This is a genomic window from Gordonia sp. 852002-50816_SCH5313054-c, assembly GCF_001665925.1.
GTDB classification, from domain to species: domain Bacteria; phylum Actinomycetota; class Actinomycetes; order Mycobacteriales; family Mycobacteriaceae; genus Gordonia; species Gordonia jacobaea.
This window is the reverse complement of the sequence record NZ_LZTE01000022.1, coordinates 69,025-88,222: the sequence shown is the minus strand read 5'-3', so window position 1 is coordinate 88,222 and position 19,198 is coordinate 69,025. Positions and strand designations below refer to the sequence as shown.

Sequence of the window (19,198 nt, the reverse complement as noted above, 5' to 3'; positions counted from 1 at the left end):
TCAGCGGATCGGTGAGCGTTTCGACCCGCCCACTGCGCAGCCCCGGTCAGGGCGACGCCCAGCATCTGCGGGCGGAGGGTCGGGTACCGGTGGCCGCGGAGGCGGGCGGGGTCGAGGTCCCCGCACCTTTGAATTCCGCAGTCGCGCTGTAGGAGTCGTGATTCTCCTCGTGGTGTTGGCGGTGGCGATCCGGATGATCGTCGTGCACACCATCGAGGCGTCGTCGATCTCGGCAGAGGCGGCGCAGCAACGGGAGTACACCCAGGTGCTGACGGCCAAGCGCGGGGCGATCCTCGACCGCAACGGGCGCCCCCTCGCGTACACCGACGAAGCGCGCTCACTCACGTTCTTGCCCAAGGCCGTTCGCAAGTCGATCGAGGCCGAGCACAAGAAGAACCCCGAGTACCCCGATGTGGACAAGAGGCTCAAGGAGATCGCCGACGGTGTGTCGTCGGCGCTCGGCGGATCGATCAGTTCCGACGATCTGCACAAGAAGCTGACGAGCGACGACGGGTTCGTCTATCTCGCACGGTCGGTGAGTCCTGAGGTCGCGGCACGGATCGTCGCCGACTATCCCGAGGTGGGCGCCGACCCGCAGGCGATCCGTCTCTATCCGGGTGGCTCGCTGGCGGCCAACGTCGTCGGCGACGTCAACTACGACGGGAACGGGTTGATCGGTCTCGAAGCATCGATGGATTCGGTACTCGCGGGGACCGACGGATCGAAGACGTACGACCGCGGCTCCGACGGCGCGGTGATCCCGGGTAGCACCCGCAACGTGCACCCGGCCATCAATGGCGCCACGGTGAAACTGACGCTCGACTCAGACATCCAGTGGTTCGTGCAGAGCGAGGTCAACAAGGCCAAGCAGGCGTCCGGCGCGAAGTCGGCGTCGGCGGTCGTGCTCGACGCGAAGACCGGCGAAGTGCTCGCGATGGCCAACGACGGAACGTTCAACGCATCCAAGCCGCTGTCGGAACAGACCAAATCCGACCTGGGCAACCCGGCGGTCACCTCGCCGTTCGAGCCGGGGTCGGTGAACAAGATCGTCGCTGCCTCCGCCGCCGTCGAATACGGGCTGACCAGGCCGGACGAAGTGTTGCAGGTGCCGGGCAGTATCAACATGGCCGGAGTCACCGTCAATGATGCGTGGTCGCACGGCGTCGAGCCGTACACGACGGCGGGCATCTTCAGTAAGTCGTCCAACGTCGGAACGCTGATGCTGGCCAAGCGTGTCGGTGAGCAACGGTTCGCCGACATGGTGAAGCGCTTCGGGCTCGGGCAGCGGACCGGCGTCGGCCTTCCGGCAGAGAGCGGTGGAGCGGTACCCGCACTGAGTCAGTGGTCGGGTGGTTCCTTCGCCAATCTGCCCATCGGGCAGGGCCTCTCGATGTCGCTCCTGCAGATGACCGCGATGTATCAGGCGATCGCCAACGACGGTCTCCGTGTGCCACCGCGCATCCTCGAGTCAGAGCAGCGCGACGGCGGCAACGTCGAGGATGCTGATCGGCCCGCTGGTGTCCGAGTGGTCAGTCCGCAGACCGCGCGTACGGTTCGCGACATGTTCCGCGGGGTCTTCCAGGAGGACCCGATGGGCGTGCAGTCGGGAACGGGCTACAAGGGTGCGGTCTCGGGCTATCAGATGTCGGGCAAGACGGGTACAGCGCAGCAGGTCGACCCGGCGTGCGGGTGCTACTCGAACTCGAGCTACAACATCACGTTCGCAGGCATCGCTCCCGCCGACAACCCGCGCTTCGTGGTGGGCATCATGCTCGACAACCCCAAGCGAAGCTCCGACGGCAGCGGCGGACAGTCGGCGGCGCCGCTGTTCGGGACGATCGCCTCGTGGATTCTGCAGCGCCAGCAAGTGCCGCTGTCTCCCACACCTACGCCGTGGATCAAGCTCGAGGCGCGCTGATTTGCCGGTGGGCGCGCCGTCACGAATTGTCCTGACGGTATCGTGAGTGCGTTCCGGAGAGCGCGCATCCGCACATCCCCGGGTTCGAGCCGCACCGGCGCGAACACGCGACACCGATACCACTGCTGAGGGAGGCGATCGCATCATGGCGTCGAATCGCCGGTCCGCAGGACTGAACAGACCAACTCACGTCGAACCCACGGCCGTCTCCGTGCTCTCGACCGCCACCGGCGCACGACTCGACTTGATCGGGACGGTGCCTGCCGATGCCGCCGTCTCCGGGGTGTCGTTGCGTGCGCAGGACATCGTCGCGGGCGATCTGTTCGCAGCGCTGCCGGGTGGCCGCACGCACGGCGCCAGGTTCGCGGCCGAGGCCGTTGAGCGTGGCGCGACGGCGATCCTCACCGACGCGGCGGGCCGCGCAGAGCTCGGACGGGTGCTCCCGCCCGACGCCGCGTGCGCGGTACTCGTGCACGCCGACCCGCGGTCGATTCTCGGCGGCGTGAGCTCACGGATCTACGGCAACCCGTCGCAGCGCCTCAAGCTGATCGGCATCACCGGCACGTCGGGCAAGACGACAACGGCATACATGGTCGAGGCCGCGTTGATGGCTGCCGGTCACACCGTCGGATTGATCGGCACGGTGGAAACCCGCGTCGACGGTGTCGCTCAGGCGAGTTCACTAACGACGCCCGAAGCTCCGACCCTGCAGGCATTGCTCGCCGCGATGCTCGAACGCGGCGTCGACGTCGTGGTCATGGAGGTGTCGAGTCACGCACTGGCTCTCGGCCGCGTCGACGGAGCCCACTTCTCGATCGGTGCGTTCACCAATCTGTCGCAGGATCACCTCGACTTCCATCCGACGATGCGCGACTACTTCGAGGCCAAGGCACTCCTGTTCGCGGCGGGATCACCGACCCGAGCGGTGCGTTCGGTGGTGTGCGTCGACGACGAATGGGGTCGACGCATGCTCGACGTCGCGCGTCGCGGTAAGGGCATCGCGCCGATCACTGTCTCGACGACCGACGTCCCGGCCGAGTGGCATGCCGGACCGTCGACGATCGAGTCCGACGGTTCACAGCGCGTCGAGATCGCCGACGCCGCCGGGATCGGTCACGATCTCACGCTCAGGCTGCCCGGCCGCTACAACGTCGCCAACGCGACACTGGCGGTCGCGGTCGTGGTCGCGGCCGGTGTGCCCGTCACTACGGCGACCGCAGCAATCGCCGACGTGTCGGTTCCCGGACGGCTGCAGCGCATCGATCGGGGGCAGGACTTCCTTGCCATCGTCGACTACGCGCACAAGCCGGGAGCGCTCGAAGCCGTGCTGACAACCCTCGACGACCAGGCGCGCGGACGTGTCGCCGTCGTCATCGGTGCGGGCGGCGACAGAGACACGGCCAAGCGGCCGTTGATGGGCGAGGTGGCCGCGCGCCGCGCAGATCTCGTCGTCATCACCGACGACAACCCACGGACCGAGGACCCGGCCGCGATCCGCGCGGCTGTCCTCGCCGGTGCACAGGCCGTGCCGGATGAGGAGCGTCGAGCGGGTGTCGAGATCAGGGAGGTCGGCGACCGCCGTGGCGCGATCGAGGCGGCTATCGCGTGGGCGCGGCCCGGCGACATCGTCTTGGTGGCCGGCAAGGGCCACGAGGCAGGCCAGGAGATCGACGGCGTGAAGCATCCGTTCGACGACAGGGACGTCGTCGCCGAGGCCCTCGCTGGCGTCGTCGAGAACACGTCTGGGGCAGCTCGGTGAGTCCCGATGGCGGCCAAGGGGAACGACACGTGGTCATCGTGCCTGCGGATGTCGAGACGGTGTCGCGTGCGATTCGCGACCTGGTGTCGCGCGCACGGGATTCACCTGAACGTGTGCGCACCTGGGCGATCATCGGCGACATGGGTACACGCGACGGTCTGACCGAGAACGAGCGCGTCGTCGAGCATGACAGGGTGGGGCGACTCGCCGTTCGGCTCGCCGTCGACAAGACACTGTGCGTCGGAGAGTCACGTGCGGTCCGCGCGCTGCATCAGGGAGCCGTGATGGAGGGTTCCTGGGGCGACGAGGCGCGGTTGGTCGCGACGGTCGACGACGCGGCCGCAACGCTCGACACCGACGACTGGCGCCCTGCGCCCGACGACATGGTGCTCGTCGCGGGCACCGATCCGGCGTTGGCCGATCGGGCGGGTTCGGGTACATGAGCTGCGGGACTGGGGAGATGACGAGACAGGAACAAGGAGAGCGACGAGTGACCGTCGGGCAAACTGAGGGAGGACTGCTGCGGTGACCCAGATCCTCATTGCGGGTGCGATCGCCGTTGCGGTATCGATCCTGCTCACTCCGGTGCTCATCCGTGTGTTCTCCCGCCAGGGATTCGGACAGGAGATTCGCGTCGAGGGGCCGCAGAGTCACCAGACCAAGCGCGGCACCCCGTCGATGGGTGGAGTGGCCATCCTGATCGCGTTGTGGGCGGGCTACTTCGGAGCGCACATCGTCGGAGTGTTCACCCACGACGGCAACGGGCCGACAGCGTCCGGGCTGCTCGTTCTGGGTCTCGCGACCGCACTCGGCGGCGTCGGATTCCTCGACGACTTCATCAAGATCCGCAAGCACCGGAATCTGGGGCTCAACAAGACCGCCAAGTCGATCGGGCAGTTCCTCGCGGCAATTCTGTTCGGCGTGCTCGTCCTCGGCTTCCGCAACGACTCGGGTTACACGCCGGCGAGTCCGCACCTGTCCTATGTCCGCGACATCGACGCGATCTCGATGGTCTCGGTCGCATTCGTGGTGTTCTGCTGGCTGATCGTCGCGGCGTGGTCGAACGCCGTCAACTTCACCGACGGTCTCGACGGCCTCGCCGCCGGGTCGATGGCCATGGTGCTGGGAACCTACGTGTTGGTGACGTTCTTCCAGTTCGTCAACGCCTGCTCGGGAGGCGCCAAGCCTGCCGCCGACATCCCTCGGGGCTGCTACCAGGTGCGCGACCCCTTGGACCTCGCGCTGATCGCGGTCGCAGGTGGCGGCGCATGTCTCGGGTTCCTCTGGTGGAACGCGGCACCGGCGAAGATCTTCATGGGCGACACGGGTTCGTTGGCGCTCGGCGGTCTGCTCGCGGGACTGTCGATCACGACCCGCACCGAACTGCTCGCGGTGGTCATCGGCGCGCTGTTCGTCGCGGAGATCATGTCGGTCGTCATCCAGATCGCGTTCTTCCGTACGACGGGTCGTCGTGTGTTCCGCATGGCTCCCTTCCACCACCACTTCGAACTCGGTGGCTGGGCGGAGACCACGGTGATCATCAGGTTCTGGCTGCTCACAGCCATCGCGTGTGCGCTGGGACTCTCGCTGTTCTACGGCGAGTTCCTCACGGTCAACGGCTGAGCGTGATGACCTCATCGTCGGAGCTGCATCTGCGCGGCAGGCGCGTGCTCGTCGCGGGCGCAGGCACAGCGGGGATGTCGGCGGCACGATTCCTCCTCGGAGTCGACGCTCGGGTCACGATCGCCGACGACAGATTCGGTGAGGTAGAGCCGACCGGTGTGGTCGGAGCCGATGCCGCGCGGACCGCCGGCGCCCGTCTCATCTCGATCGCCGAGCTCCTGGCCGACGACTCCTGGGTGGCGACGACCGACCTCCTCATCGCTTCGCCCGGGTTCGCGCCGACCAATCCGCTGATGGTCGCAGCAGCCGAGCACGAGATCCCCGTGTGGGGCGAGGTCGAGCTCGCGTGGCGGGTCGACCGTGCCGGGCTGCTCGGCGCTCCCCGCACGTGGCTGGTCGTGACCGGAACCAACGGAAAGACCACGACGACGTCGATGCTGACCGACATCGTCGTCGAGAGCGGCCGCGCCGCCGCAGCGTGCGGCAACATCGGATTGCCTGTGCTTGACGCGATGCAGACGCAACCTAGGGTCGATGTGCTGTGCGCCGAGTTGTCGTCGTTCCAGCTTCACTGGGCGCCGTCGATCACTCCCGATGCGGGTGTCGTGCTCAACATCGCCGACGATCACCTCGACTGGCACGGATCGTTCGCCGCGTACGCGGCCGACAAACAGATCGCGCTGCACGGCGACGTGGGTGTCGTCGGCCTCGACGACGCCGTCGCCGCGGGCCTTCCCGTGCCGGGACGGCGCGTCGGGTTCAGCCTCGGCGAGCCCGCACCGGGTGAGCTCGGCGTCGTCGATGGTGAGCTGATCGATCGGGCGTTCACCGCTGAGCAGGACGGCCAGTCCGGGGGTACGCCTCTGATCGCCGCGACGGCGATTCACCCCCCGGGGCCGTCGGGAGTGTCCGACGCCCTGGCGGCCGCGGCGTTGGCGCTGGCGATCGGCGTCGCGCCGTCGGCGATCGGTCGGGCGTTGAGCGCGTTTCGTCCCGCGGCGCATCGGGGTGAGGTGGTCGTGACGATCGACGGCATCGACTTCGTCGACGATTCGAAAGCCACCAATCCGCACGCGGCCGCGGCGGCGATCGGTGCACACCGTCGCGTCGTGCTCATCGCGGGCGGGCTGTTGAAGGGTGCGTCGGTCGACGACATGATCACGGGCTCCGCGGATCGACTGGCCGGAGTTGTCGCGATTGGGCGAGACCGGGCGATCATTGTCGACGCGATTTCGCGACACGCCCCAAAAGTCCCAACAGTCACAGTATTCACAGGAGACGATGGCGGTGTGATTGCACAGCGCGCCCTCGGATCAGAAACGGATCCGGTGTCGAGCGGGGGACAACCCCCATTCGACGCCCCCGGGAACTCCGACGACCTCGCGACCGCGGTGATGAACCGTGCCGTCGCGGAGGCGTGGACGCTGGCCACGGCCGACGATCCGCGCCCCGACGCAGTGCTTCTGGCACCTGCGGCGGCGTCGCTGGACATGTTTCCCGGATACGGACGACGCGGTGATGCCTTCGCGGCCGCCGCGCGCTCGTTGCCGGGGAGTGCTCCCCGGGCGACGCAGCCGTGACGGCGACACAAGAAGACGCGTCGACCGAGGCGAAGAGCGCCGGCTCTGACTCCCCGCGTGCGTCGAAACGACGTACCGCGCCCAAAGCTCCGCGCTCACGCAGCGATGCTGCCGCCATTCCCGCGACGCTGGTCGAGGGCGTCCGCAATCTCCTGAGCCGGCCATTGGCGTCTTACCACCTGGTCCTGACGATGGCAGCACTGATGACATCGTTCGGTCTGATCATGGTGCTCTCGGCGTCGTCGGTGGAGGGCTATTCCGCGGACGGGTCGGCCTACGGTTTGTTCGCCAATCAGGTCATCTTCGTGGTGCTCGGTGCGGTCGTCTTCTACCTCACGTTGCGCATGCCGGTGCGATTCTTTCGTCGCATGGCGGTCCCGCTGATCGCCGCCACGACGATCATGTTGGCGCTCGTCCTCGTGCCGGGAATCGGCACCCTCAGCCAGGGTGCGCGCCGCTGGTTCGACATCAACGGCCTCTCGGTGCAGCCGTCCGAGCTGGTCAAGGTCGCGCTCTGTGTCTGGGGCGCGCATCTGCTCGCGTCACGTCGACGCGACAACTCGTCGCTGCGCGAGCTGCTCGTGCCTCTCGTGCCGGTCGGCCTGCTGATCTGCCTGCTGATCATTCTCGAGCCCAACCTCTCGACGACGATCACCATCGCGATCATCGTCGGTGCTCTGCTCTGGTTCGCAGGGCTGCCGATCAAGGTGTTCGCGGCGTTCGTCATCACCGGTGTCGGCATCGCCGTCGTCCTGGCGCTCGTCGAGAGCTACCGGTCGCAGCGCGTGATGAGCTTCCTCGGTGGCATCGACGATCCGCAAGGTGCCGGCTACCAGGCGCGGCAGGCGACGTTCGCGTTGGCCAACGGCGGCGTCTTCGGAGTCGGACTCGGTCAGAGCCGCGCCAAGTGGAACTACCTGCCCAACGCGCACAACGACTTCATCTTCGCGATCATCGGCGAGGAACTCGGGTTGATCGGCGGACTGCTCGTCGTCTTCCTGTTCGTCGTGCTGGCGTTCACCGGCTTCCGTATCGCTCACCGCTGCACCGACCCGTTCCTGCGGCTGATGACGTCGACCATCACGGTCCTGATCACTGCGCAGGCCTTCATCAACATCGGATACGTCATCGGGCTGCTGCCGGTGACCGGAATCCAGTTGCCGCTGTTGTCGGCGGGCGGTACGTCGACGTTGACGGTGTTGGCGATGCTCGGCCTGTTGGCCAATGCCGCGCGTCATGAGCCCGAGGCCGTCGCCGCATTGACGACCGGCCAGCGCAGTCGCGTCAGCCGCTGGTTCCGCTTGCCGACGCCTGTTGCCTACAAGCCGACCCGGGCCGAGAGCGCGCGGAATCGTCTCGACACGCGTGATCGCCGCGCACCGGCCTCGTCCGGTGGACGACGTTCTGCGACACCCAATCGGGTACCCGCCTGGCGTCGCGCGATCGGCGTGCGCTTCTTCGGTGCGGCGCCGGAGCCGAGTCCACCCGTCGATCGACGCGGGGCACCTCGGTCGGGTCCGGTCCGTCTCGACTACCGTGTCGGGTATTCAGGCCGCCAACAGCGTCGGGACGACGCCCGTGGTCACGAGCGACAGAACCCATCGCGACGATCGTCAGAGTCCGCTCGTGCAAGCCAATCCGCCCGTCGCGCGACGGGCAGGGGAGTGCCGAGTTCGACGCGAACAGGGTCGTCGACGGGGGCGTCGCGGTCGGACTCGGGGCGCTATTCCGGTCACACCGGGCGAGCTGACAAGATGTCGGGTGGGTCGCGGTGGTCGGGCACCGGTCGCTGATCTCCCGAGGTGAGCAGAACAGATGTGAACGGAGTGCAGACCGTATGGGTCCGGACGAAACACGGGTCACGACAACCGACCACGGGGCTGCGGGAGGCAGTGACCGAAAGCTGTCGGTTGTGGTCGCCGGTGGCGGCACCGCCGGTCACATCGAACCGGCACTTGCGGTAGCGGATGCGGTGCACAGACTCGATCCCTCCGCACGGATCACCGCACTGGGCACCTCTCGTGGACTCGAGACGACGCTCGTTCCCGAACGCGGTTACGACCTCGCGCTGATCCCGCCCGTCCCGCTGCCACGTAAGCCCGGCGTCGAACTCGCGAAGACACCCGCGCGGTTGTTGCGCTCGGTGCTCGCAACCCGCAAGGTCCTCGCCGACGTGAAGGCCGACGTCGTCGTCGGATTCGGCGGATACGTCTCGATGCCCGCCTACCTCGCGGCCAGGGCACATTTGCGGCCGAGTCGACGTCTGCCGATCGTGATCCACGAAGCCAATGCCAGTGCCGGTGTCGCGAACAAGGTCGGCGCCCGCTTCGCCGACGTCGTGATGGCCGCGGTCGACGGCTCTGGACTCGACTGCGCCGAGGTGGTCGGTATCCCGGTGCGCGGCGTCATCGCTGACCTCGACCGCAAGGGTCTGCGCGCCAAGGCCCGCCACTACTTCGGCCTCGACGAGGACGCCCCGACCCTGCTCGTATTCGGCGGATCGCAGGGGGCGCAACGACTCAACGAGGCGGTCGCGGGTGCTGCTGACGCGTTGGGGCGCGCCGGGATCGGCGTGTTGCACGCGTATGGACCCAAGAACACGATCGATCCGGTGTCACCCGAGGGCGCTCCGCCGTATCGGGCCGTCGGATATCTCAAACGCATGGACCTCGCCTATGCGGCCGCCGATCTCGTGATGTGTCGGTCGGGCGCGATGACGGTTGCCGAGGTGTCGGCTACCGGGCTCCCCGCGATCTACGTGCCCCTTCCGCACGGCAACGGCGAACAGCGGCTCAACGCGCTGCCGGTCGTCGAAGCCGGTGGTGGGGTGCTGGTGGCCGATGACGAGGTCACCGCGGACTGGGTGGCCGCGGAGGTTCCCGCACTCCTCGGCGATCCGGAACGGCTCGCCGCGATGTCGGCGTCCGCGTTCGGGACGGGCCACGGCGACGCCGCGAATGCGGTGGCACGTGCGGCCCTCGACCTCGCTGCGTCGCATCGGCCCGGACGTCGGGCGCGCGCCGCGCAGCGCGTCGAGGCGGCAGAGGCCGACGCGAGCGCACCGGCCGCGACCGATGATCGAGCGTCGGATGCTCGCGATGAGGGCGCGCGCAAACCCGGTGATCCCGATGACGGGGCGGCGTTTCGTTCGACCGAATCGGCTCGCGAGCGGTGACAATCGACGATGTGACCCCCGCACACCCCGGATCCCCAGCACAGCCCGAGCCGGGAGCTGCCCCGCTGCCAGAAGAGCTCCGTAGAGTCCACATGGTCGGAATCGGTGGGGCCGGAATGTCGGGCCTGGCGCGCATTCTGCTGTCCCGAGGTGGTCAGGTGTCGGGATCGGATGCCAAGACCAGTCGCGGAATCATCGCGCTGCGTGCGCGTGGCGCCGAGATTACGATCGGTCACGACGCCGCTGCACTCGACGTGCTGCCCGGCGGTCCGACCGTCGTCGTCACGACGCACGCCGCAATACCCAAGACCAATCCGGAACTCGTCGCGGCACGCGAGCGTGGGATCCCGATCCTGTTGCGGCCCCACGTCCTCGCGGGAGTGATGGCCGACCACCGCACGCTGCTCGTCGCCGGAACACACGGCAAGACGTCGACGACGTCGATGGCTGTCGTCGCACTGCAGCACGCAGGGCTCGATCCGTCATTCGCGATCGGCGGCGAGCTCAACGAGTCGGGTACCAACGCCCATCACGGTAGCGGCGACGTATTCGTCGCGGAGGCCGACGAGAGCGACGGGTCGCTCCTCGAGTACACCCCCGACATCGTGGTGATCACCAACATCGAAGTCGACCATCTGGACTTCTTCGGCAGCGTCGAAGCGTACGTCGCGGTGTTCGACGAGTTCACCGAGAAGATCCGGCCGGGCGGCACGCTCATCGTCTGCCTCGACGATCCGGGGACCGTGGCACTCGCGCAGCGACGTGCCTCCGAGCTGACCGCGCGCGGTGTCCGGGTGCTCGGGTACGGCACCGACGCCGACACGGTCTCCATCCCAGATGTCATCCCGGCGGCCACGCTGCTTTCGTGGGCGCCGCAGGGGAGTGGCGGGGTGGCCGATGTGAGGTTCACACAGCCGGTTGCCGACACCGCTATCGAGGTCCCGATCACTCTCACGACCCCGGGAATCCACATGGCGCGCAACAGCCTTGGCGCGATCCTCGGTGCGGTATGCGCGGGCGGCGAGCTGGCCGAGGTCGTCGCTGGAGTCGAGGCGTTCGGCGGTGTCCGACGTCGCTTCGAATACAAGGGCAGTGCGGTGGGCGTCTCGGTGTACGACGACTACGCCCACCACCCGACCGAGGTCGCCGCAGTGCTTGCCGCAGCACGGGGTGTCGTGGCCCGGGGAGTCGGCGACCACGCCCGCGATGCCGGCAACGGGCGGGTGATCGCCGTGTTCCAGCCCCACTTGTATTCGCGCACAGAAGAATTCGCGGAAGAGTTCGCCTCGGCTCTCGACGCCGCAGACGAAGTGATCGTCGCCGACGTCTACGGGGCACGTGAGGCACCGATTCCCGGTGTGAGCGGTCGGAGCATTACGGACAGACTGACCGGGAACCACCGGTTCGTCCCGGATCTCTCGACGCTTGCCGGGCTCGTCGCGTCGATCGCGCGGCCCGGCGACATCGTGCTGACCCTCGGCGCCGGAGACATCACCATGCAGGGACCCGAAATCCTTGCCGCACTTGACGACACCCGCGCGGCATCGCGGACCACCAGGGGAGGCGAGGGCACCTCGTGACCCGGTTCCTGCCGGAACGTCGAGGAGCGCGCATGCTGCTCGGGGTCGGTGCTGTCGTGATCGTCGTCGTGGGACTCGTTCTCGTCGCGTTCTTCACGCCGCTGATGTCGGTGCGCAGTACCACCATCGAGGGTGCCAAAGGTGTGCAGACCGGCGAGATTCTCCACGCCGCTGACGTCGCGTCGGGGACACCGCTGCTACGCGTGGACACCCGTGTCGTCGCGCAGCGGATCGCGGCGATCCCATCGATCGAGTCCGCGCGCGTCCAGCGTGAATACCCGTCGTCGCTGTTGATCACGGTTGTCGAGCGGCAACCGACCGCCAGGGTCGTCGACGGCGACAAAGTGCACGTCCTCGACCGCACCGGCGTCTCATACCTGACCTACGCCACCAGAGGGCTGCCCGGCGAGTACGCCGCACTTCCCGTGTTCACCACGCCCAACCCCGGACCATCGGACCCGACAACCGTCGCAGCCATGAAGGCAACCGCGGGACTACCCGACGACATCTCGGAGCAGGTGACGGCGATCGACGCATCCTCGCCCGTCGACATCAAGTTCACCCTCAAGGGCAACCGCAAGGTCGTCTGGGGCGATTCGGCCAGAGGCGACGAGAAGGCGCGGACCCTCGGATACCTGCTGCCGCGCAAGGCATCCGAATACAACGTGTCGAGTCCGGACTTCCCGGCTGTCAAATAGGCGGCGGCTTCGCCGCCGCATGCCCGGCGAGCTCTAGCACCGTGCCTTCCTCCTCATCGCATCGTCGCTACGCTCCTCGCTCTTCGTGGTGCAGGCACGGCGCGCTCGCCGGGGGTGCAGAGTTTTTGGCGTCGGCTCCGCCGCCGCGGGCCCGGCGAGCTTTTAGCGCCGTGCCTTCCTCCTCATCGCATCGTCGCTACGCTCGTCGCTCTTCGTCGTGCAGGCACGGCGCGCTCGCCGGGCGTGCAGTTCGACGGGTGTGGGGTCGGTCGAGTGGTCGCGTCGTCGCTTTCGCTGATCGAGTCGATCCTTCGCTGATCGAGCTTGTCGAGATCACCCACCCACCCGACCGAGCCCGCCGCGAGCAGGTCGCGGCGTCGGTGGAGTGGTGAGCGGGCGCGGGAACGCGTCGGCGGAGTGGTGCGCCGTCGCGTTCTGGACGACGAGCGAGCGAGGAGCGCAGCGACGATGCGAGGGAGGAGGAAGAACGCGACTAGAGGCGCACCACTCCGCCGCGCCGATAAACACAGCGACGATGTGAGGGAGGAGGAAGAACGCGACTAGGGCGCACCACGCAGCCGCGCCAAAAAACACAGCGACACGCCGCGCCGCCTGCTGGCTCCTGGGCCAGTGGGTGCATAGCGTTCTCGGCAACAGACCACTTGACATAACTCTAAATCTATGGTTCAGGTTTAGGGTTTTGGATCGATAAGGAAGGCGAGCGCCATGACGCCACCGCACAACTACCTGGCCGTGATCAAGGTCGTCGGCATCGGCGGCGGCGGCGTGAACGCCGTCAACCGAATGATCGAGCAGGGCCTCAAGGGCGTGGAGTTCATCGCCATCAACACCGACGCGCAGGCGCTGTTGATGAGTGATGCCGACGTCAAGCTCGACGTGGGTCGTGATTCGACGCGCGGCCTCGGAGCAGGCGCCGACCCCGAGGTCGGCCGTCGGGCCGCCGAGGACGCACGCGATGAGATCGAAGAGCTCCTCAAGGGCGCCGACATGGTTTTCGTGACCGCGGGCGAGGGCGGCGGCACCGGCACCGGAGGTGCGCCGGTGGTCGCGTCGATCGCACGCAAGCTGGGTGCCCTGACCGTCGGTGTCGTCACCCGACCCTTCGGCTTCGAGGGCAAGCGTCGCGGAGGACAGGCAGAGGCCGGTATCACCGCCCTGCGCGAGTCCTGCGACACCCTCATCGTCATCCCCAACGACCGCCTTCTGCAGTTGGGCGATGCCCAGGTCAGCCTCATGGACGCCTTCCGCAGCGCCGACGAGGTACTCCTCAACGGCGTGCAGGGCATCACGGATCTGATCACTACCCCCGGCCTGATCAACGTCGACTTCGCCGACGTCAAAGGCGTCATGAGCGACGCAGGTTCGGCGCTCATGGGCATCGGGTCGTCGCGTGGTGAGGAGCGTGCACGCAAGGCGGCCGAGGCTGCGATCAACTCGCCGCTGCTCGAGTCGTCGATGGAGGGCGCGCGTGGTGTGCTGATGTCCATCGCCGGTGGTAGCGACCTGGGTCTCTTCGAGATCCACAACGCCGCGACGCAGGTGCAGGAAGCCGCACACGAGGACGCCAACATCATCTTCGGCACGGTCATCGACGACAACCTCGGCGACGAGGTGCGCGTCACGGTCATCGCGGCAGGATTCGACGGCGGTACCCCGCGCAAGCGCACCGACGCCCCCGCGGCCGTCGGCAAGACGGCCGTCGGAGCTGGCCAGGCGGGCACCGTGAACCCCGCGGAGAAGACCGACCCGCTCTTCGGGAAGATGCCGCAGGAGGGCGCTGGTGACCCGTTCGCCGATCGCCAGGCGTCGCCGCCCCGTCGCAACAGCGTCACGCTCGACGACGATGACGTCGACGTGCCGTCGTTCATGAAGCGCTGACGAACGTGAGCGGGCCGATCACGCCCCGGGTGCGTCGTGTGGTGACCACCCGGGACGGCGGTGTGTCGAAACCGCCCTACGACTCGTTCAATCTGGGCGATCATGTCGGCGACGACCCGGATGCCGTCGCGGCGAACAGGTCTCGGCTCGCGTCGCAGTTGGGTCTCGCCGCCGACCGCGTCGTCTGGATGGAACAGATTCACAGTCGCAACGTCACAGTGGTCGACGCTCCTGTCGGCCACGCCGTCGAGGCCACCGACGCGCTGGTGACGACGACGCCAGGGCTTGCGCTGGCGGTTCTCAGTGCCGACTGTGTGCCGGTTCTGTTGAGCGACGACGAGGCGGGTGTGATCGCCGGAGTACATGCCGGACGGGTGGGAGCGCGCATCGGGATCGTCCCGGAAACGCTGCGCGTGATGATTTCGTTGGGTGCGCGCCCCGAGCGGATCGGCGCATTTCTCGGACCTGCCGCGTGTGGACGCCAATACGAGGTTCCCGCTGCGATGCAGCGCGACGTCGAAGAGCATCTACCGGGCAGTGCCTGTCTGACCGACAAGCGCACCCCGGGACTCGATCTTCGGGCTGGATTGCGTCGGCAACTGCTTGCGCTGGGTGTCGCCGCGGTGGCAGAGGATCCGCGGTGCACGATCGAAGACGCGCACCTTTTCAGTCACCGACGCGGCGCGCCGACGGGCAGGCTCGCATCGGTCATCTGGATCGACCCGAGTCCCGAGTCGTGATGACTGCACACGACGATGAGCGCACGGCCCAACTGTCGGAGTCGCTGTCGGCTGTGCGCACACGTCTCGACGCCGCGGTCGATGCTGCTGGGCGACGACGAGGTGACGTGGAGTTGCTCGTCGTGACCAAGTTCTTCCCAGCCGAAGATGTCGCGCGATTGATCACGTTGGGCGAGAAGGACTTCGGCGAGTCGCGGGAGCCTGAGGCGAGCCGCAAAATCGACGAACTGCGCGCGGATGCGGGTGGCGATCTCGGCGACGTCGCATTCGACATGATCGGTTCGGTGCAGACCAAGAAGGCGCGCACCGTCGCCCGATGGGCACGTGCGGTGCATTCGGTCGACCGCGACAAACTCATCGATCATCTGGCGACAGCAAGTAGGTCCGCCCTCGACGACGGTGAGCGGGGCACGCCGCTGGGGATCTATCTCCAACTGAGCCTCGACGGCGATCCCACCAGGGGTGGAGCGCTTGAGGAAGAGCTTCCCGAGTTGGCCGACAGGGTCGAGGCGAGCGACTCGCTGGCGCTGCGCGGGCTGATGGTGATCGCGCCGCTCGACGGCGACGTCGACGAGTGGATGGCACGAACGGCGCAGGCGCACGAACGGTTTCGGACCCGGTTTCCCCAGGCGACCGGACTCTCGGCGGGTATGTCGTCGGATCTCGAAAGTGCCGTCGCACATGGATCGACATGCGTGCGTGTCGGTACCGCAATCATGGGTCCGCGGCCGTTAATCTCTCACTAGTCACATTGGTCACATGCGAACCAACGAGAACAAACTCCACACTGACAACACTCGCGAACCCGCCGCGGGTGTCGGATGACCAGAGAGGCCCCTCACATGACCACGATGCAGAAGTTCAAGGCATATTTCGGCATGGTGCCTCCGAGCGAGTACGAGGACGACTACTTCGACGAGCCCGGACCGGGTCCGGTGCGGTCGATGTCGCGTGAGCGCGTGTACCGCGACGACTACTACGGCGAGGCTCCGCTGCGTGACGGCTACGGGGATTCCTACGCAGACCCCGGCTACCGCGAGGCTGCCGACGCAGGCTACGACGAGCGACGATTCGGACCAGGCTTCGATTCGGCACCCGGCTACGAGCAGGGGTACCAGGGCGACTACACCTACGCGGGTCCGCGACACTCCGAGCCGGTCGAGCGTCCCCGCCCGGTCTCGCGCCTCGAGCCGCTGCAGCGGTCGAGTGCGGCCCCGCACCGCGCCGCAGCGGTGTCGGCCTCTGCGAGTCCCGATCTCGAGCAGGTCTTCGCCGACGGTCCGCTGCACAAGATCACGACGCTGCGCCCCGCCGACTACAGCGAAGCACGCACGATCGGCGAGCGGTTCCGTGACGGCAACCCGGTCATCATGGATCTCGTCGACATGAGCAACGACGACGCGAAGCGCCTCGTCGACTTCGCGGCCGGTCTCGCCTTCGCGCTGCGTGGCTCGTTCGACAAAGTCGCCACGAAGGTGTTTCTCCTCTCACCGGCCGACATCGACGTCTCTGCGGAGGATCGCAAGAAGATCGCCGCGACAGGCTTCTACAACCACGGCTGACATCGACGTATTCGGCGGGCGAATCGCACTCGGTTCGCCCGCCGATGCTCGTTCGGCCCCCACATCTGCTCGCGCGCACCAGGTCAGCGGTACCTGGGGTGCAGCGCGCCCGACATATCAGGCACTCTTGACTCGTGGCGATACTGTTCGAAGTCCTCTACATCGTGCTGTTCATCTACTGGCTGCTCCTGCTTGCACGCCTCGTCATCGAATTGGTGCGCACCTTCGCGCGTGAATGGCGACCGAGGGGTATTGCAGTTGTGATCATCGAGGCGGTATTCACTGTCACCGACCCGCCGATCAAGGCGCTTAGGCGCATACTGCCTCCGATTCCGCTCGGTCCGGTTCGGCTCGATCTCTCGCTGATGATCGTGATGATCGTCGTACTCATCCTCATGTCGGTCATGCGAGGGCTGGCCAACAATGCAGCGGCCTCGGCGCTGGCGAGCGCACTCCTCTGACCAGCTGATCGGAGCTCGGGCGCTCGGTGAACGTCGGTTGAACACGATCCGACGTCATGATCCGACTGCCGCTCGTCGAGCCGATGTTCTACCGTTGAGTGTCATCATCGAGTGACTGTTGCATTGCAGGACGGCATCGAACATATGCGACAAGCGGTTCAGATGTGACAGGATGAGACGCCAGTTACGGATTTTGACTGGTATGAATATTGAGTGACAGTCTGTACACATAGGCTGTGACGTATCCGCCCAACTGAAGACCAAGCTCGGACGACACCAAGCTCGAGCCGACCCAACGCTCTAACGACAATGAGGGGAACCGACATGCGGCTGACACCAGCTGATGTGCACAACGTCGCGTTCAGCAAACCGCCGATCGGTAAGCGCGGCTACAACGAGGACGAGGTCGATCAGTTCCTCGACTTCGTCGAAGCCGAGCTCGCTCGCCTGATCGAAGAGAACAGCGACCTCAAGCAGCGCGTCGAAGAGCTCGAGGGTGAGCTCGCCGACGCCAAGTCCGGCAGTGGGACCGCCGACGCATCCTCGTCGTCCGACTCGACACCGACGACCGATGATTCGACACAGGTGTCCGACGACGACTCGAACATCCGAGCTGCTCGGGTTCTCGCTCTCGCGCAGGACACCGCCGATCGCCTGACGGGTTCGGCTCGCCAGGAAGCCGACACGTTGCTCGCGGATGCCCGTTCGCGCGCGGACGCCATGGTGTCCGAGGCGCAGACGAAGTCCGACGCTCTGCTGAACGATTCGCGTCAGCGGGCCGAAGCAATCCTCGCCGACTCGCAGACGAGGTCGGAGGCTCAGCTGCGTCAGGCGCAGGAACGTGCCGACGCGCTGCAGAGCGACGCCGAGCGTAAGCACAGCGAGATCATGGGCACCATCAACCAGCAGCGCGGCGTCCTCGAGGGACGTATCGAGCAGCTCAAGACGTTCGAGCGTGAGTACCGCACACGCCTCAAGACCTATCTCGAGTCCCAGCTCGAAGAGCTACAGCAGCGCGGCAGTGCCGCGCCTGTCGAGAACGGGCGCTCCGATCAGTCCTTCTCGTCGGATCCCGGTAACGGCGGCTTCAGCAGCTACTCGCAGAGCTGATCGGTGCCGGCGGACGGTCATTAGGCAGATGACGTGCTGAGTCTGGCGCTCGCGGCCACCCTCGTGGGCTTCGTGCTGCTCATCGTCGGGTTGATCACCGGCACGGTGTGGCTGGCGGTGGCGTGCATCGTCGTCTGCCTCATCGGCCTGGCGTTCCTGATCGTCGACATCATCGGTTCCGGCCGAAAAGATGACCAGGTCGGCAATGATGACCAGGTCGGCAGTGATGATCAGGTCGACGAGTCCGACACAGGGGAGCGTCCCGAGGGACGTCGCTCCCGTAGCGTCGCCGCCGAGAGTGATCTCTCCGACGACGATCCCCCCGACGGTGGTAATGTGTTCGACGGCGGCTCGGGCATTTCCGGTCCGTCTCCCGCTGCACGACGCGAGTCCCCTCCGCAGTCGTCGTGGCAGGGTGTGATCAAACCCGGCGGGCGGCCGGGTTCATCCGCCGACGCAGCGTCGAATCCGGATCCCGGCGAGAATCCACGGACGAATGCATTCGGCACGGGAGAGTCTGCGCAGTCCTCGCGTGAAGGCAACTACGACGACTATCTGCGCGCTGTCGGCGGCGATCCCGCAACCGGCGGATTCCGCAGGCCGTCGACGCCGGACGAGCAGGCGCCGCCCCAGCAGGGGCGCCCCGGTCAGCGCCCGCCGGCGCAGGGGTACCAGCAGCCCCCGCGGCAAGCACCTCCCGCGCAGATGCCAACGCAGGGTCCGGCCGCGCAGGGGTACCCGCAGCAGCCGTATCCCCGGCGCCCATATCCCCAGGGGCGCGAGCCCTACAGCCAGCAGAGGCCGGGTGGCGACCAGCAGCGTCCTGGCGCGGCGCCCCGACAGCCAGAGCGTGAGCAGCCGCGAGGCATACAGCAACCGCCGTCCGACGATGGCAAACCTTCTGATCGACCCTGGGAGCAACCCGAGCGTGAGCAGGGGAGCGGAACCGGACGTTTCGATCCTCTCGATCCCAACTGGCGTCCGCCGCTCGACTGATCCCGACCGATCCAGCCCTGGGGAATCCCCTGCGGCGTCGACACCCAGGCGACGACACCCAGGGCATCGACCACGGTCGATTCGTGGCCGGGTAGCC

The 19,198-nt window shown here is 67.0% G+C and carries 17 protein-coding genes; all 17 read left to right on the top strand.

The genetic code is table 11. The features are described 5' to 3' along the window. The first annotated feature begins 11 nt into the window (after nt 1–11). The 17 genes from A5788_RS24195 to A5788_RS02020 all read left to right on the top strand — a co-directional run bounded on the left by A5788_RS24195 (nt 12) and on the right by A5788_RS02020 (nt 19,101). Nucleotides 12–152 (top strand): hypothetical protein, encoded by a 141-nt coding sequence (locus A5788_RS24195; protein ID WP_231894291.1) that lies wholly within the window; start codon nt 12–14, stop codon nt 150–152. Nucleotides 153–157: 5 nt separating this feature from the next. After that, the gene (locus A5788_RS02095; protein ID WP_231894292.1) at nt 158–1,918 is read left to right on the top strand and encodes a peptidoglycan D,D-transpeptidase FtsI family protein; all 1,761 of its coding nucleotides are present in this window, start codon (nt 158–160) and stop codon (nt 1,916–1,918) included. Between the two features lie 145 nt (nt 1,919–2,063). Next, nucleotides 2,064–3,677 carry a UDP-N-acetylmuramoyl-L-alanyl-D-glutamate--2,6-diaminopimelate ligase gene (locus A5788_RS02090; protein WP_064864565.1) on the top strand — a complete coding sequence of 538 codons (1,614 nt, stop codon included), beginning with the start codon at nt 2,064–2,066 and terminating at the stop codon, nt 3,675–3,677. Between the two features lie 38 nt (nt 3,678–3,715). Continuing rightward, entirely contained in the window at nt 3,716–4,120 is a 405-nt protein-coding gene (locus A5788_RS02085; protein ID WP_442902904.1) for a UDP-N-acetylmuramoyl-tripeptide--D-alanyl-D-alanine ligase, read from the top strand. 82 nt (nt 4,121–4,202) lie between these two features. Continuing rightward, a complete protein-coding gene (gene mraY / locus A5788_RS02080; protein WP_049698236.1) occupies nt 4,203–5,300 on the top strand; it encodes a phospho-N-acetylmuramoyl-pentapeptide-transferase in 1,098 nt (365 codons plus the stop codon). Nucleotides 5,301–5,305: 5 nt separating this feature from the next. Next, nucleotides 5,306–6,880 (top strand): UDP-N-acetylmuramoyl-L-alanine--D-glutamate ligase, encoded by a 1,575-nt coding sequence (gene murD / locus A5788_RS02075; protein WP_064864566.1) that lies wholly within the window; start codon nt 5,306–5,308, stop codon nt 6,878–6,880. Further along, entirely contained in the window at nt 6,877–8,673 is a 1,797-nt protein-coding gene (gene ftsW / locus A5788_RS02070; RefSeq protein WP_064864538.1) for a putative lipid II flippase FtsW, read from the top strand. The genes murD and ftsW overlap by 4 nt, the downstream gene beginning before the upstream one ends. Nucleotides 8,674–8,717: 44 nt before the next feature. Continuing rightward, on the top strand, nt 8,718–10,055 hold the full coding sequence (murG, locus tag A5788_RS02065) for an undecaprenyldiphospho-muramoylpentapeptide beta-N-acetylglucosaminyltransferase (RefSeq protein WP_064864540.1): 1,338 nt from the start codon (nt 8,718–8,720) through the stop codon (nt 10,053–10,055). Between the two features lie 92 nt (nt 10,056–10,147). Continuing rightward, nucleotides 10,148–11,635 carry a UDP-N-acetylmuramate--L-alanine ligase gene (murC, locus tag A5788_RS02060; protein WP_231894295.1) on the top strand — a complete coding sequence of 496 codons (1,488 nt, stop codon included), beginning with the start codon at nt 10,148–10,150 and terminating at the stop codon, nt 11,633–11,635. 32 nt (nt 11,636–11,667) lie between these two features. Next, entirely contained in the window at nt 11,668–12,333 is a 666-nt protein-coding gene (locus A5788_RS02055) for a cell division protein FtsQ/DivIB (protein WP_197494584.1), read from the top strand. A 726-nt stretch (nt 12,334–13,059) separates the two neighbouring features. Continuing rightward, a complete protein-coding gene (gene ftsZ, locus A5788_RS02050; RefSeq protein ID WP_005205614.1) occupies nt 13,060–14,232 on the top strand; it encodes a cell division protein FtsZ in 1,173 nt (390 codons plus the stop codon). 29 nt (nt 14,233–14,261) lie between these two features. Further along, nucleotides 14,262–14,972, top strand: a complete 711-nt coding sequence (gene pgeF / locus A5788_RS02045; protein ID WP_197494586.1) for a peptidoglycan editing factor PgeF — start codon at nt 14,262–14,264, stop codon at nt 14,970–14,972. Then, nucleotides 14,972–15,718, top strand: coding sequence for a YggS family pyridoxal phosphate-dependent enzyme (locus tag A5788_RS02040; protein WP_064863588.1), 747 nt, complete (start codon nt 14,972–14,974; stop codon nt 15,716–15,718). The genes pgeF and A5788_RS02040 overlap by 1 nt, the downstream gene beginning before the upstream one ends. A 96-nt stretch (nt 15,719–15,814) precedes the next feature. After that, nucleotides 15,815–16,534 (top strand): cell division protein SepF, encoded by a 720-nt coding sequence (locus tag A5788_RS02035; protein ID WP_064863587.1) that lies wholly within the window; start codon nt 15,815–15,817, stop codon nt 16,532–16,534. A gap of 134 nt (nt 16,535–16,668) precedes the next feature. Then, the gene (locus tag A5788_RS02030) at nt 16,669–16,995 is read left to right on the top strand and encodes a YggT family protein (RefSeq protein ID WP_064863586.1); all 327 of its coding nucleotides are present in this window, start codon (nt 16,669–16,671) and stop codon (nt 16,993–16,995) included. A gap of 324 nt (nt 16,996–17,319) precedes the next feature. Continuing rightward, nucleotides 17,320–18,105 (top strand): DivIVA-like cell division protein Wag31, encoded by a 786-nt coding sequence (wag31, locus tag A5788_RS02025; protein ID WP_064863600.1) that lies wholly within the window; start codon nt 17,320–17,322, stop codon nt 18,103–18,105. A 33-nt stretch (nt 18,106–18,138) separates the two neighbouring features. Beyond that, nucleotides 18,139–19,101, top strand: coding sequence for a hypothetical protein (locus A5788_RS02020; protein ID WP_064864543.1), 963 nt, complete (start codon nt 18,139–18,141; stop codon nt 19,099–19,101). Nucleotides 19,102–19,198: the final 97 nt, after the last annotated feature.

Bases quoted from the DNA above. Each gene is read 5' to 3' on its own strand.
- murD (WP_064864566.1), top strand. From the start codon at position 5,306: ATGACCTCATCGTCGGAGCTGCATCTGCGCGGCAGGCGCGTGCTCGTC.
- A5788_RS02040 (WP_064863588.1), top strand. From the start codon at position 14,972: ATGACTGCACACGACGATGAGCGCACGGCCCAACTGTCGGAGTCGCTG.
- A5788_RS02055 (WP_197494584.1), top strand. From the start codon at position 11,668: ATGCTGCTCGGGGTCGGTGCTGTCGTGATCGTCGTCGTGGGACTCGTT.
- A5788_RS02090 (WP_064864565.1), top strand. From the start codon at position 2,064: ATGGCGTCGAATCGCCGGTCCGCAGGACTGAACAGACCAACTCACGTC.
- wag31 (WP_064863600.1), top strand. From the start codon at position 17,320: ATGCGGCTGACACCAGCTGATGTGCACAACGTCGCGTTCAGCAAACCG.
- murC (WP_231894295.1), top strand. From the start codon at position 10,148: ATGGTCGGAATCGGTGGGGCCGGAATGTCGGGCCTGGCGCGCATTCTG.
- murG (WP_064864540.1), top strand. From the start codon at position 8,718: ATGGGTCCGGACGAAACACGGGTCACGACAACCGACCACGGGGCTGCG.
- ftsZ (WP_005205614.1), top strand. From the start codon at position 13,060: ATGACGCCACCGCACAACTACCTGGCCGTGATCAAGGTCGTCGGCATC.
- A5788_RS02035 (WP_064863587.1), top strand. From the start codon at position 15,815: ATGACCACGATGCAGAAGTTCAAGGCATATTTCGGCATGGTGCCTCCG.